General features: G+C 64.5%; 14 protein-coding genes. 5 read left to right on the plus strand and 9 right to left on the minus strand.

What is annotated here, in order from left to right; genetic code table 11:
- The 3 genes from F3H41_RS20985 to F3H41_RS20995 all read right to left on the minus strand — a co-directional run.
- Positions 1-858, minus strand: an 858-nt coding sequence (locus F3H41_RS20985; RefSeq protein ID WP_149740706.1) for a helix-turn-helix domain-containing protein, incomplete at its 3' end; no start/stop codon positions are given.
- Between the two features lie 194 nt (positions 859-1,052).
- Positions 1,053-1,184 (minus strand): ribbon-helix-helix protein, CopG family, encoded by a 132-nt coding sequence (locus F3H41_RS21670; RefSeq protein WP_006473454.1) that lies wholly within the window; start codon positions 1,182-1,184, stop codon positions 1,053-1,055.
- Between the two features lie 183 nt (positions 1,185-1,367).
- Positions 1,368-1,934, minus strand: a complete 567-nt coding sequence (locus F3H41_RS20995) for a recombinase family protein (protein ID WP_006473455.1) — start codon at positions 1,932-1,934, stop codon at positions 1,368-1,370.
- Positions 1,935-2,075: 141 nt separating this feature from the next.
- Here F3H41_RS20995 and F3H41_RS21000 point away from each other — a divergent pair, with 141 nt between their 5' ends.
- From F3H41_RS21000 to F3H41_RS21010, 3 genes are all read left to right on the plus strand, one after another.
- On the plus strand, positions 2,076-2,687 hold the full coding sequence (locus tag F3H41_RS21000) for an AAA family ATPase (protein ID WP_020820347.1): 612 nt from the start codon (positions 2,076-2,078) through the stop codon (positions 2,685-2,687).
- Between the two features lie 319 nt (positions 2,688-3,006).
- The gene (locus F3H41_RS21005; protein ID WP_149740707.1) at positions 3,007-4,518 is read left to right on the plus strand and encodes an MFS transporter; all 1,512 of its coding nucleotides are present in this window, start codon (positions 3,007-3,009) and stop codon (positions 4,516-4,518) included.
- A gap of 10 nt (positions 4,519-4,528) precedes the next feature.
- Complete coding sequence (locus F3H41_RS21010) at positions 4,529-5,095, plus strand: TetR/AcrR family transcriptional regulator (RefSeq protein WP_003830785.1); 567 nt, start codon at positions 4,529-4,531, stop codon at positions 5,093-5,095.
- A gap of 19 nt (positions 5,096-5,114) precedes the next feature.
- Here F3H41_RS21010 and F3H41_RS21015 read toward each other — a convergent pair whose 3' ends face one another.
- Together F3H41_RS21015 and traA are read right to left on the minus strand one after the other, a co-directional pair.
- Positions 5,115-5,873 carry a DUF6118 family protein gene (locus F3H41_RS21015; RefSeq protein WP_006473465.1) on the minus strand — a complete coding sequence of 253 codons (759 nt, stop codon included), beginning with the start codon at positions 5,871-5,873 and terminating at the stop codon, positions 5,115-5,117.
- An 11-nt stretch (positions 5,874-5,884) separates the two neighbouring features.
- The gene (gene traA, locus F3H41_RS21020) at positions 5,885-9,487 is read right to left on the minus strand and encodes a Ti-type conjugative transfer relaxase TraA (protein WP_024269998.1); all 3,603 of its coding nucleotides are present in this window, start codon (positions 9,485-9,487) and stop codon (positions 5,885-5,887) included.
- Positions 9,488-9,758: 271 nt separating this feature from the next.
- On the opposite strand from traA, the gene F3H41_RS21025 reads away from it, so the two are divergent.
- Both F3H41_RS21025 and F3H41_RS21030 read left to right on the plus strand, forming a co-directional pair.
- Entirely contained in the window at positions 9,759-10,064 is a 306-nt protein-coding gene (locus tag F3H41_RS21025) for a hypothetical protein (protein ID WP_020821017.1), read from the plus strand.
- Complete coding sequence (locus tag F3H41_RS21030; RefSeq protein WP_023512661.1) at positions 10,061-11,725, plus strand: type IV secretory system conjugative DNA transfer family protein; 1,665 nt, start codon at positions 10,061-10,063, stop codon at positions 11,723-11,725. The genes F3H41_RS21025 and F3H41_RS21030 overlap by 4 nt, the downstream gene beginning before the upstream one ends.
- 272 nt (positions 11,726-11,997) lie before the next feature.
- On the opposite strand, the gene F3H41_RS21035 is transcribed toward F3H41_RS21030, so the two are convergent.
- From F3H41_RS21035 to F3H41_RS21050, 4 genes are all read right to left on the minus strand, one after another.
- Complete coding sequence (locus F3H41_RS21035; protein ID WP_006473490.1) at positions 11,998-12,294, minus strand: hypothetical protein; 297 nt, start codon at positions 12,292-12,294, stop codon at positions 11,998-12,000.
- Positions 12,295-12,330: 36 nt separating this feature from the next.
- Complete coding sequence (gene parA, locus F3H41_RS21040) at positions 12,331-12,954, minus strand: ParA family partition ATPase (RefSeq protein ID WP_021316632.1); 624 nt, start codon at positions 12,952-12,954, stop codon at positions 12,331-12,333.
- A 67-nt stretch (positions 12,955-13,021) separates the two neighbouring features.
- Positions 13,022-13,327, minus strand: a complete 306-nt coding sequence (locus F3H41_RS21045) for a type II toxin-antitoxin system RelE/ParE family toxin (protein WP_006473480.1) — start codon at positions 13,325-13,327, stop codon at positions 13,022-13,024.
- Positions 13,324-13,593 carry a CopG family ribbon-helix-helix protein gene (locus F3H41_RS21050; protein WP_006473479.1) on the minus strand — a complete coding sequence of 90 codons (270 nt, stop codon included), beginning with the start codon at positions 13,591-13,593 and terminating at the stop codon, positions 13,324-13,326. Before F3H41_RS21050 ends, F3H41_RS21045 begins: the two co-directional genes overlap by 4 nt.
- Positions 13,594-13,986: the final 393 nt, after the last annotated feature.

The following is a 13,986-nucleotide window of genomic DNA, read 5'->3' on the forward strand; positions in this document are numbered from 1 at the left end:
AAGATCAGATGGGGATTCAGTCTGGTTATCGGACTCACGTTTCATGAAGTTTTTCGCCATGCGCACAAGGGCCTGTCCTAGCGGGCTATCGCCGGCGTCGATCTGCGTTCGCTCATCGAGGGGCAGGGTGGTCTTGTAGGCGTCGATTGCCTCGCTCCAAGCCCGCTGATCCTGTCCATGATCGGCGGGCGGGGGTGGAGCCTTGCCGAACCGTCCAAGGAACTGCCGGGCCTTCTCCGGCAGGGACAGGCGATAGGCGTTGCTGGCCTGCTGCACCTGTGGGCCGCGCCCTTCGTTCCCGGTCGGCTCATAGCGCCGCAGCCAGTCAATGAAGCCATGCGCCCGCAGATTCTTCAGCGCCCGCACGATCGTATCGCGCGACCGGCCTAGCCGATCCATGATCGTGGTGATTGACGGCTCAAGCCGGCCGGTGCGGAAGTCGATGAGATTGACGAACAGCCGCAGCACGTCCAGCGCCACCGATCCTAGCGGCCCGCTGCGCTCGCCCTTCTCGTGCAAGCCGGCCTCGTTGTAGATTTCGGCCGCCTTCAAGATCGCCTGCACGTCCTTGCGCGTCGTCGGCCGCCATATGCGGCCCTCCGATCGTCCCCGGATATGGCTATGCCGGCGAACTGGTGTCGGGCAGCGTGGGGCAGGGGGCGGAAAGATCAACCCTAGCGCGGTCTGTCCCGATCCCCGCAGGGCGGCCCGGCGCTCATGGGCGAGCGTCGTAAGCTCGCCGGCCTCGTCGTCGGTGAGCTGGCCCGCGCCGTATCGAGTCCAAACCTCCCGCATGATTTCATCAAGCGCGTTCCCGCGCGCGCAGCCGATCGCGGCCGCGTAGTGCGTCCTCAACATATGCCCTCGTCCTTCCTTTTGAAGGACATGACAGCGCGGACGGCAGGCACAGCTTTCCCCGTTTCCGCAAGAATCAATCTTGCGAATTGGAGTGCTCTAGCGTAGATAAGGGGAGACTTTGATGGCCCCGGCTCTACGGTGTGTCTGACGGCCTATAAAACGCTCGACCGCGCCAACGGTCGGGCGTTTTGCCGTTATGTCCCTTGCTTCGCTTCGATATAGAACCTCAACGCTTCCTCGATGATCGGCGCGCGCCCTCGCAAGCCCGCGTCGTCCTTCAGGCGGTCAATCGCCGCGACCAGCTCGCCGGGCAGATCGGCCTGCACAAGAATCCGGCCCTCCGCGCGCCAACGGGCGCGCAGGTTTCGGACACTTTCCAGCTTAACTTGTTCTCGGGTGCGACTCGCCATGTCTACATGAAGAGACGAAATCGCCCGATTCTGCAACCCTTTGCGTAAGGGGGCGAGAAAGGCACTACTTCTAGGGCCGGGCGACTAAACGTAGTTGCGTCAATGCGTATCCACGTCAATGCGTTCTATGGCCCGGTAGAGGGTAGAGCGATGCACACCCAAGAGCCGGGCAACCTCGGCCGGCTTCTTGTCCTCGCTGATGAGCTGGCGGGCGTGTGCGATCTGCTCGGCCGACAGGGCAGGGGGGCGGCCGAACCGAACGCCCTTCGCCTTCGCCGCCGCGCGGCCGGCGCTCGTGCGCTCATGGATCAAGCTGCGCTCGAACTCGGCAACGCCGGCGAAGAAAGTCAGCACCATGCGCCCGGCCGGCGTCGTCGTGTCGGCCCACGGCTCGGCCAGCGAACGCAAGCCGGCCTCGGCGTGGCCGATCCGCTCAGCAATGTCGAGAAGATCGCGCGTCGATCGGGCGAGGCGATCAAGCCGCGTCACCGTCACCACGTTCCCGGGCTGCAAATGGTCCAGCATCTTCGCCAGCTCGCGGCGGCCGCGCTGCGCGCCGGATGCCTTTTCCTCGAACACGCGCTTGCAGCCGGCCGCTTTCAGCGCCGCGCGCTGCTGGTCGAGAGTCTGGCCGTCGGTCGAGACGCGGGCATATCCGATAAGCAAGGGCAGGGGCTTCCTCGTGGGCGACATGCCCGGAATCTACCTCGTGCAAACCGTCGCGGAAATCCCTATTATGCGACAAGAAAGCTGTCGCGGGTTTTGGAATTTTTGCGACAACGCAGCATCATCGAAATTGGTTGAACAATGAAGTCGCCTGAACTCCACATACTTGAGAGAATAGAAGCCCTCCGCGCCGAACTCGCACGTCCTGTTGTCGTGGCGCTTGACGGGGGAAGCGGCTCCGGTAAGTCAACGATTGCGGCAAGGTTGGCGAAGCTGACCGACATAGCCTTGGTTACGCTCGATGATTTCTATCAAACGCAGGTTCCCGAATCCGAGTGGCCTCACAAAACCGTGGCGGAGCGGTTGAATCGCGTTTTTGAGTGGGACCGCGTTCGCGAGGCAATAGAGCCTCTACGCAAGGGGGAACCTGCACAGTGGCGAGCTTTCGACTTCATGCAGGGACTAGGCCCGGATGGCACTTACAGCCTCAAGAACGAATTTACCGAAGTCGCGCCAGCGCCCACGATTCTGCTCGAAGGAGCTTATTCCGCATCTCCGTTCCTTCGGGATTTGATCGACCTCGCCGTGATCGTGGATGTGCCGACCAAAGTGCGGCATGAACGGACTGCTGCGCGCGAACAGGGCGCGGAGGGCTTTTTAGCCGCGTGGCACGCTGTTTGGGACGATGTTGAAAGCTACTATTTCGAGCGCGTCTGCCCGCCAAGGTCTTTTGATCTGGTGATCCAGAATTAAATTCCTTCGCGCCCCTTATGTCGCGCAAATCCTGAAACCTGCACCACGTCCGCAGCGGCGCGGAATCCGGGCCGCGACGTGTCGCGAAAGTCAGTCGCACAAGTTTGACTTTCGCACCTGATTTTTGCGACAGATTTTTCCCTGCAAAATCAGCGCCGGCGATTTTGTCGCAAAAATCAGGAATTTCGCGACAAATTGATCGCGCCCCGGAATGCGAAGCCCCGCTGTCGGCCATTGTCTGAAGTTCCTCACGGGCAGGCGCTTGATACTTTACTAACTTGTCTGTAAAGTTTGGCTACTCTCACTGAATGGTGCTATCATGCCTGCCGCCCACTCGAACCGCTGGGTTCTTCTGGTGACCGTCGCCGCCGGTCTCCTGCTTATCGTTCTGGACAATTCGGTCCTCTACACGGCCCTGCCTACCCTGACGCGCGAGCTTGGCGCGACGGCAACGCAAGGGTTGTGGATCATCAACGCATACCCCCTCGTCATGGCCGGCCTGCTGCTCGGCACCGGGACGCTGGGTGACAGGATCGGTCACCGGCGCATGTTCCTCATCGGCCTCGTGCTGTTCGGTGTCGCGTCGATTGTGGCGGCCTATTCGCCTACAGCGGAAATCCTGATCGGGGCGCGGGCCTTTCTGGCGGTCGGCGCGGCGGCGATGATGCCCGCGACACTCGCCCTCATCCGCGTCACCTTCGAGGATGACCGGGAACGCAACATCGCCATTGCGATCTGGGGGTCGTTGTCGGTCGTCGGCGCTGCGCTCGGACCGATCATCGGCGGTTTTCTGCTCGGCCATTTCTGGTGGGGGTCGGTGTTCCTCATCAATGTGCCGGTAGTGGTCGCTGCCTTCATTTCGGCGCTGATCGTTGCGCCGAAGGTGGCCGGCGATGCGACCAAGCCTTGGGACGTGGTGTCGTCGTTTCAGGCATTGGTGGCGCTGTCGGCTTTTGTGATCGCGATCAAGGAATCTGCCCATGCCGGGCAGTCGTGGGCCGTCCCCGCTATTTCGCTGCTGGTTGCCATCCTCGCCGGAGCGCTGTTCGTCCGCCGGCAACTGCGCCTGCCGTTCCCGCTGCTCGACTTCTCGATCTTCCGCAATGCCGCGTTCACATCGGGCGTTCTAGCGGCCGCGTTCTCCCAGTTCGCCATCGGCGGTGTTGAGCTTGCTACGACGCAACGCTTCCAGCTCGTTGCGGGCTTCACGCCGCTGGAAGCCGGGATGCTGGTTTCGGCGGCGGCGCTCGGATCATTGCCGACTGCGCTGCTCGGTGGTGCATTCCTGCATCGTATTGGCCTACGTATCCTTATAGCTGGCGGGCTTGCGGCGGGATCGCTGGCGGTCCTGCTTGCGACATGGGGCATCACTCATGGCCTTGGCTGGCTGATCGCCGGTCTGGCGCTGACCGGTGCCGGCGTAGGTGCAACAATGTCGGTGGCATCAACGGCTATTGTGGGCAATGTGCCTGTGCATCGCGCCGGCATGGCGTCGTCGGTCGAGGAAGTGTCCTACGAGTTTGGCAGTCTGTTCGCTGTCACAATTCTCGGAAGTCTTTTGGCCTACCTCTATACGGTCAACGTCGTGTTCCCCGCCGGAACCTCGGAAGCGGCCCGCGACAGCATGGCGTCGGCGCTGGTCTTTGCCAACGAGGCGGGGGCCGATGGTGTTGTCGTGCGTCAAGCGGCAGGAATCGCATTCGACCACGCCTATACGGTCGTCATGTACGTGGCGGCGGGTGTTCTGGCCGTGGGTGCCCTGATCACCGGCATCCTGTTGCGGCGCTACGGTCCCGGCTCGCAATCGTCAGCCTATCCCACACAACACTAAGGAAGCCGACATGGCGAGAGCCAGCAAGCGCCTCGAAGTGCTTGAAGCCATTGTGAGCATCATCGAGCGTGACGGCCTCACCGCCGTCACCCTCGACGCCGTAGCGCTCGAAACCGGCATGACACGCGCCGGCCTTCTGTATCATTTCCCGTCGCGCGAAGCCCTGATCCTCGCCACCCATGAGCATCTGACTCGCTCATGGGAACAGGAGCTGGAAGCGAGCGCCGGCAACACCTCGGACAGGGCGACAGACGCCGAACGACACGCCGCCTACATCAACACCTGCGCAAGAGCTGCCCGGCGGGTCGAACTGCTGCTCATACTGGAAAGCTCCGACAATCGGCAGCTTGGCGATCTGTGGCAACAGGTCATCGACCGCTGGGCACCTCCTGCGCCGATTGGAAACGACGCTGCCGAGTTGGACAGGTTCATTTCGCGCCTTGCCGCCGATGGGCTGTGGATTCACGAGGCGCTGTCGTCGCGCCCGCTCCCCGAGCAACTGCGCAAGCGTATCGCGGCGCGCCTCGTCGCGATGGCCGCCGGACCTGTTGAGGCGGAAGAAAACCTCCCGAAATAACTGGTGTCCCCCCACAACCCTACTGCGCCGGTGCTGCCGGCGCTTTCACGGTGATGGTGCATTGCTGATCTGAACCGGCCGTGCGCGCGGCCTCGGCGCATTGCCCGATCGCCTCGGCATTGTCGCGCACGAGCTGCGAGGAATCGGCCACGCCGCGCCAGCTTCGGGGATCGGCCACCCGCATCATGGTGACGCCGGCGTTCCATCGGTCCTGACCTATGACGGTCGCCGCAACATGGGTGTCGGCCGAGAAGGGCAGGAAACGCGGCAACAGCAAAATCAGGAATATGCCGACGAACAGCCCGACAAGGCCGGCCATCCATATGCGGAAATCCTGACTTTTCCGGTCGTAGGCGCTTTTCGTATGAGCGGCGAGGTTCCGGCCGGCGCGCTCGAGGTCGGACGCCTGCCGCTCGAGCTGCTGCGCGGCGGTGCGTATCAGGGCCTCGCCGCTGCGCTCGAGGAGCGCCGCATAGTGTGTCGCACCCTGCCGGAGAATAGGCGATTGCTCTACGCCGTGCAGCCGCTCCGCAACATTGTCGAGCGCCTGCACGAGCTGGGCGAGCTGGGGCTTGTAGTCCTGCGCCGGCTCGATCTTTTCGAGCTGGTCGAAAGCCGCTTCCAGCCCGCGCCGCATCACGGTCATTTCCGCGCCGATCTGCGCGCCCTGCGTCTCGATCGTGCGCCGGAGCGCGTCGAACGCGGCGGCCGGGTCGCCGGCGTCCTCGTCCAGTGCTTCCGGCTCGATTCCTTCCCTGTCGTCGTCCAGCTCCGCCATATTCTCCGTGCCTACCTTCCCAAACCGATGCCCCGGCTAAGTTGCCGGCTGCGTGACATTTCCTCTTGCAGCTCGTGGGCGATGCTCTGCCCCCGGCGCTGCTGCTGCCCGATTCCGAGTTCCTGACGGCGATTGCGCAGGATGGAATCTACCTGCGGGTCACGCTCAAGGCTCTTGGTCATGCCGTTCATCTGGCTTTCGACCTTGGCGCGGGCATCGTCGTGCTGCCAGCCGCGAAGCTCCCGGCGCTGGCCCTGTAGCTCCTGCCAGCGTTCAACGAACCGCTCGGCCCTGATATTCGGGTCTTGCAGCGCCGCGTTTTCGCGCTTCATCCCGTCGATAACCTGCGCGACACGCTCCCGGCCGGAAAGCTCGGTCATGGCGCGCACCGTCGCCGGGTCGTTTTGCAACGTCGAGCGCAGCAAATCTTTCATGCCGCCCTGCACCTGGTCGAGCTGCCGGCCGGCATCGCCTATTTCCTGCCGCTGCATGTCGAGGACCGGCAAGCCCTCGCGCCGGTGCTGGTCGATCGACTGATAGGCCCGCGAATAGCGGTCAACGGCGGCCTCAAGCGGCGACTGCCCCCGCGCCCGCTCGGCCAGCCGGTCGGGCGCAGGCGCCTGCCGCAAGCTCCCTTCCCTTTCCGGCCGCTCTGTGCGCTCCTGTGAGGGGGCAGGACGCGCATTGAGCTTGAGGCCGGCGAACATACCGCGCCGCTGCTTCTCGGCCTGCTGCGGCCGTTTCTGGTCGATCTGCGGGCCGTCCGCGCCGGCGCGGTCTGGCTCGCGGCTCTCGGGCGCGGCGCGGCGGCCGAGTTTCAGGCCCTCGAACGGCCGTTGGCGCTGCTGTCGATCGCCGGCGAGATCCTCGCGCGGATCTGCACGAAGATCCTGCGCGAGATCCGCGCGAACTTTTTGCGAGGATCTCCGATCAAGGGCATGATCCCCGGCCGTCGACTCCCGTTCCGCACGTAGCCCGGTGCGCTCGGCCGGAATCTCGATCTCGCTGCGGACGCCCATTTGCTCCGCGATCCCGCGCCGCTCGGCAAAGTCGCGGGTATAGTCGAGCGTCGTTTCCTTCACGCCCGACCGCGACAGGCGGCGCTCTAGCTGGCTATAGGCCAGCTCGCCGGCGTCCTGAACCTTCCATGTGTTGCGGTGCGTCTGCGTCCCATCCGGCAAGGTGACGGGGGTGGAACCCTCATGCTGTAGGCCGATCTTCTCCCCGATCTCGGGCGCGGCCTCCTTCATGGCGCGCTCAAGATCGACGCCCCATAGGGTGCGCTGCTCGCCCTTGTCGTTTTCCAGCGTCACGAAATAGCTGTCGGACTTCTGCGGGTCATGCTCATAGGGCGCGGCCCCATGCTCGACCAGCCGGCCGGCATTGGTGAACTCGTCCTGTGCCGCGTAGAGCTGCACCCCGTCACGATGCCGGGTCATGGCGACATAGGTTAGATGCCGGTCCATCGTCCCCGACGCCATCACATAGGCGCGGTCCACCGTCGCCCCCTGATTTTTGTGAATCGTCGTCGCATAGCCGTGGTCGATCGCCTGATAATCGCCCATCGGCACGGAAACACTATCGCCGCCCCGGCCGTCGAGCGTGGCAATGATGCGGCCCGGCTCGACATGATCGACCGTGCCTAGCATCCCGTTTTTCACGCCAAGGTCGCGGTTGTTCTCCAAGAACACGATGCGGTCGCCGGGCGCGAACTCCCGCTTGCCGTCATTGGTCTGGAAGGTCAGCGCGCCGGCGTCCTCGCCCTGCGCCAGCTCGCCCCGGTCCTGTAGCTCGGCCCGGATCGCGTCGTTGATGGCGCGAACATCGGCCCGGCGATGCGCCATCGCTACGCGGGTGCCGTCCGGGCGCTCGTCGCGATCGGCAAGGTAGTCGCGCACGATCTGGCCCCGCGCGTCCTCGCCGGTTTCGGCAAAGCTGATATTGCCGCGATCCCGATAGGCCGCCAGCCCCTCGGCCGTCCGGTGCGTGGCGAAGTCAACCGACGCCTCCCGCTGCCAGTCCACGCGCTGCCGGCGAATCTCGGACAGCTCGGCATGGCCGATTTCCTCCGTGATCGCCCTAAACGGTGCGCCCGCCCCGATCGCCTGCAACTGCTCATGGTCGCCTACAAGGACGATCTTCGCCCCGCGCGCCTCGGCCTCGCCAACGAAGCGGGCGAGCTGGCGGCTCCCGACCATGCCCGCCTCGTCGATCACGAACACGTCGCCGCGGCCGAGTGTGCCGCGGTCGTTCTCCCAACCGCGGGACCATGACGCGAGGGTGCGGCTCTGGATGCCGGAAGATTCCTCCAAGCCCTCGGCCGCCTTGCCCGACAGCGCCGCGCCGTGGACCTGATAGCCCTCGGCCTCCCACGCCTCGCGCGCGGCCGCGAGCATGGTGGACTTGCCAGCGCCGGCATAACCGACAACGGCCGCGATCCTCTCCGGCCCGGTGATATGCTCGATCGCCCGGCGCTGCTCGTCCGACAGCCGGGCGGAAGCATCGCCGGCGCTGCGCTGAATGGCGGCGTCCTGCCGATCTATCGCCCGCTCGACATGCCGGCGATCGACGCCATGACCATGCGCGCCGTGCATCCGCTGCGCGCTCTCGATCATGCCGGATTCGATCTCGACCATTTCCCGCGTCGAATACCGCGCAAGCTCGATCTCGCCCGTTGCCGGGTCCGCGCGCTCGGGCTGCAACTCGACCAGCGCCGGCGAGGCCATCACCTTCGCAAAGGCGCTCTGGAACTCCTGCGGGTCGTCGTTGATGTAGCGATGCAGCGCCCGCGCAACGTCGTGCCGGTCGAACACGCTCTTTTCGCCGGTGATGAGGGTTAGAACCTGCTCGGGCTTCTCTCGGATCAGCTCGGCATTGCGCCGGGCCGCTTCCTCGTCCAGCCGCGACCGCGACACGTCGAGGCCGCGCCGCTCCATCTGCGTGGCATGGACGCCCATATGCTCGGTCGGCGCGATCTCTAGCCCGCGCTCCATGTGCGAACGATGGTCAATGCGAATATCTAGCCCGGCCATCGCAAGGCGCTCGTTGGCGATCCCCTCCCACCTCTGGCGAAGGTCGCGGAGCTGCATATCGGTCGTCGGCAGGTCGTGCGCCAACAGCCATTTGTTTTCGCGCTCAAGATAGGTCTTGTCGCCTAACCCGCCCTCCGTCACCTGCCGCGTGGTCATAAGCAAATGGGCATGGTGATTGCGAACGTCGCTCGCCTCGTGCGGCGCATGAATGGCGAAGTCCACGGCCGCGCCGTAGCGGTCGGCCAGCTCCTGCGCCATCTCCCGCGCCGCCTCTAGCCGCTGCTCGGCCGAAAGCTCATGCGGCAAGGCAATCTCGAACTCCCGCGCAACGCGAGCGTCCTTCCGCTTCTCGGCAAATTCGGCGGCGTTCCACAAGTCCGACCGATCCCGCGCCCAATCGGCGTTCACGCCTTCCGGCAAGACGATCTCGGCATGTTCAACACCCTGCTTGGCCGTGTAGTCGTGCGTGATCCCGTCGCGCTCGTTGGTCAGCTTCTCCCCGGCACGATAAGCCATTGAGGCGACGGCGCTACGGCCACCCGCCCGCGAAACTGGCTTCATGCTGAAATGGTAGATTGCCAACCCGTTGCCTCGATCCCGTTTCCGCCTTTCCCGCCAGCCTCCAAGCTGGCGGCGCGCTGAGTTACGCAGTAACTCGTAAGTGCGCCCTTCTCAACTCAATCGCTACGCTCTTTCGCTGATCGGTGTGGCGCTCGCGGCAAGGTCGATGCAATGAACTGAGGCCGGAATTGTGCTGCAAAACCGCTGAAAACTCAAGCGCAACAGGCAAACGCTGGAAAAGACGGTCGGGAATGATAGTCTAGGCGAACAACCGGAAAAGGAGATTTGAGGAATGGCGCGCAAAACGATCGAACAACGCTTGGCCGAACTGGATGCGCAGCGCGCCACGCTCAAGGCCCGTCTGTCGAAGCAGGAACGCGCCAACGACACGCGCCGCAAGGTGCTGCTCGGCGCGCTCGTCCTGCATCGCCTCGAACACGGCAAGGATGAAGAATTTTCCCGGCGCTTGGGCGAATGGCTCAAGCGTGAGCTGCCCGACTTCCTGACGCGCCCCGGTGACAAGGAACTGTTTGCCGACCTGATCGACAACGCGCCGGCCGGGGAGACGACAGGCAGCGCCGGGGGGACGGCCGCATGAGTCAGGCGAGACTTGCATGGGGTGCGTTCAAGAACATGGTGCGGCAGGCCGCGCGTGATCCGCTATGGGCGTTCGTCGCTCTGCTCGCCGCACCTTTCCGCATCTGGAAACCGCTTCTCGGGCTTCTGTTCCTCCTTGTTATCGTCCTGTTCGTCGTCGGCTTCGGCGGCCGCTTCGCTCTCGAACAAATCGGCTTTCGCGTCGGCTCGGTTCCGGTTCTCCTGCTCGATCTCGTCACGCTGCTGGTGCTGCTGGCGCTCGCCTTCCGCTTCCTCACCAATCCGCTGATTATCCATTTCGGGGATATGGACGGCGAAACCCACGGCTCGGCCCGCTTCGCCACCGACAAGGAAACCGCCGCCCTCGCCCGCGCCGATTCCGGCCTGCTGATCGGCCGCGACGGCAAGACCGGAAAGCTCCTGCGCTATGACGGCCCGGCCCATCTGCTGACGATGGCACCGACGCGCACCGGCAAAGGGGTGGGAACCATCATCCCCAACCTGCTCACCGCCGACCGCTCCGTGATCTGCATCGACCCCAAGGGCGAAAATGCCAAGATCGCCGGCCGCGCCCGCCAGCAATTCGGCCCGGTCCATGTCCTCGACCCCTTCGGCGTCACCGGCCAGCCCTCGGCCGCCTTCAATCCCCTCGACCAGCTCGACCCGGCCGGCCTCGATGTCGCGGAAGATGCAAGCACCTTGGCCGACGCCCTCGTGTTCGATGAACCGGGCATGGCCGGCGAAGCGCATTGGAACGAGGAAGCCAAGGCGCTCATTGCCGGCCTGATCCTCCATATTGCCGCCAGCGCGCCGCGCGACAGGCGGAACCTCGCCACCCTGCGCGAATATCTCACCCTCGCCCCTGAAGCCTTCGCGGCGCTCCTGAAGGACATGCAGGCATCAACGGCCGCCTCCGGCCTGATCGCCCGCGCTGCAAACCGCCACCTCGGCAAATCCGACCGCGAGGCGGCCGGCGTCCTCTCGGCCGCGCAGCGCCATACCCATTTCCTCGACAGCCCGCGCATGGTCGCCGTCCTCGACCGATCCGATTTCGGCTTTGCCGATCTCAAGCGCCGCAACGTCTCGGTGTTCCTCGTCCTGCCGCCCGATCGGCTCGCCACCTATTCCCGCTGGCTGCGCCTGCTCGTCGCGCAAAGCCTCACCGACATGGCCCGCGATCCCGCCAAGCCGGCCGTGCCGGTCCTCTATCTGCTCGATGAGTTCGCCGCCCTCGGCCATCTGGCCCCCGTCGAGCGCGCAATGGGCCTCATGGCCGGCTACGGCGTCCAGCTCTGGCCGATCCTGCAAGACGTTCACCAGCTCCGCGCCACCTACGGGCAACGCGCCGGCACCTTCCTGTCAAATGCCGGCGTCCTACAGGTGTTCGGCGTCAACGATCACGACAGCGCCCGGCTTGTCTCCGATCTGCTCGGGCAGGAAACCGTTGTGTTCCAGACCATGAGCCGGGCGCTCGATTCCGATAAATCCGGCATCTCCTACGGCGAGCAACACACGGCCCGCCCGCTGCTGACCCCCGATGAGGTCCGCAACCTGCCGCAGCATGTCGAATTGCTGTTCCTCGCCGGGCAACGGCCGATCGTCGCCGGCAAGCTCGCCTATTATGCCGATGCAGAGTTCCGGGGGCTGTATGACGCTGCCTGACGTGACAAGAAGCGGACCCGGCGCATAGCGCCGGGACTTTGTTACGAACGGCCCTCCGGCTCTCTACGGCGCTATTGGGGAGCGCGTTCGCCTCCGGGCCGGCGCGGCTTGCGCCGCGATCCACCCGCCGACCTGGTGCAAGCTCTATTCAGGGAAACGCCACGGCCGCGACGATAGCCCCCCGGCCGGCCCGCTCTCATCATCTAGGGCCGTAGGGACGGCCGGGGGGCGGGCCACGCGCGCAAGCATTAGCGTATTTAGCTATTTACGTATCAACGTGCATAAGGCTCGATCGGCGGCAATCCGTGCTGTGCCAGAACCGCCGAAAGCCCGGCCTCGGCCATCGCCTGAATTGTCGTTCCCTCTGCATCCGCGAGCTGGCGAAGGCGCTGCCAGTCCGATCGCCGGACCTTGACCGTAAGCGCGACAGTCTCGCCCCCTCCCCTCTTTCGCCTCGGCGTCGGGATTTCCACGGCCGGGCGATCGTCCTCGATCGCTGCAAGGCTGGTGGCCTCCGCGCCGGCCTTCGGGCGGGTGAAGGCCGCGAGGCCGGTTGCTTTCTTTGCCATAGGTTTCGCTCCTTCAATACGCGCTTACGTATTTAGCTATTTACGTTCTAACGTGCCTTTAATCCACGCCCACAAAGCCCGGATTTCCTCCGCTGCTTTCCCTTCGGCCTCGAACTCCGTCACGGCGCTGCCAGTCGTGACGGCGCGGGCGAACGCGCGCCGGTCGGTAATCTCGCCGGGAACGATCGGCAGTCCGTAGGCTTCCAGCGCCGCGCGCGTCTCCCCGATCTCGGGCGCACGGAACGGGCAGGCAGACAGGACGAACGCGCCGCGCACTTTCGCGGCCGCCACGATCTCGACGGCGGCCGGGACCGCAGCGAGGTCAAACGCGGACGGTCTGACCGGAATCAAGACCAGCTCCGACCTTCGGGCGATCTGGCCGGCCGCCGGGGCGGCATGGGGCGGGGCGTCCACTACGGCCAAGGTCATGCCCTCGCCCTCGGCCGCCCTAAGCGCGGCGTCCAGCTCCCCGGCCTGCGCCGTGGCGACGATCGGCGTTCCGGCTTCCCGCGCGCTCGCCCATGCGGTCGCGCTCTCCTGTGGGTCCGCGTCGATGACGCAAACCCGTTCGCCGGTCGCCTCGGCCGCCACGGCGGTATGAACCGAAAGCGTGGTTTTTCCGCTCCCGCCCTTCTGGCTCAAAAACGCAATGACGTTCATGCGTCAATCCTTCTTTGCGTGAATACGTATTGAAGCATATAGCTAAGGACGTTACTACGTCTTTAAGCTAGTGCGGCCATTCCTCGGCCGGCCAGTCGCGCGACGTGTGGATGACGCGCACGATCACGACGCTTTCCCGGCCCCCCACGTCCCGCAGCTCATAGGCGATGATGTAGGGATGACGGGCGAGGGACTTTTCATAGGTTCCGCTCACCCGCCCCGGCCGGCCGGTCGCAAATTCGCCGAGCTTGTTCCCGGCGTCCTCGATCGCATCCACGACCCGTTCGGCGGCGAATGGGTTGTCCTCTGCGATATAGCGCAGGATTTCGAGGTTATCCCGCTGCGCCTCAATCGACCAGACAACCGGCCTCATCCGCGCGCGGCTTTCCGGCGCTTCGCTTCCTCGATAACCTCACGCATTTCCGCGACGGCCTGCGCATGGGGGATCACTCGGCCGGCCGCTGCATCAGCCATGCCGCGCTTGATACCGTCGATGATTTCAAGCTCGCGATCGACATAGGCGGCGACGGCCTCGCCGGCGAGGAAGGATTTGCTTCGCTGCGTGTCGTTCGCGATCCGGTCGAGCTTTTCTTTCACATCGGGCCTAACCCGAATCGTCATGGTGGTGCTGGCGGTCATGGAATCGCCTCCGTGTGTTGAATTGTGTACACTCTAGCACGTTTTCCCGGCCGCCGCCATCGCCTTCTATCAAGGTAATACGTTTACACGTCAATACGTATTAACGTAAATAATTAAGCGCCGACCTTGCCCTTCACTCCCTCTCGAAAGCCATAGGACGCTGGTCGCAGGCGCGAGCGGTGCGGATTAGGTAGTGGGGGTGCCGTTTCCCGGCCCGCCTATACGCGGGCCGGAACCGCCGCAGGGCTGCGTAAGCAGCCCGAACAGCGGCGACCGCTTATGTTTTGCCTCTTAGATAAAGATCAGATGGGGATTCAGTCTGGTTATCGGACTCACGTTTCATGAAGTTTTTCGCCATGCGCACAAGGGCCTGTCCTAGCGGGCTATCGCCGG

The sequence above is a fragment of the Rhizobium sp. RU20A genome, from assembly GCF_900155885.1.
In the GTDB taxonomy this organism is placed as follows: Bacteria; Pseudomonadota; Alphaproteobacteria; order Rhizobiales; family Rhizobiaceae; genus RU20A.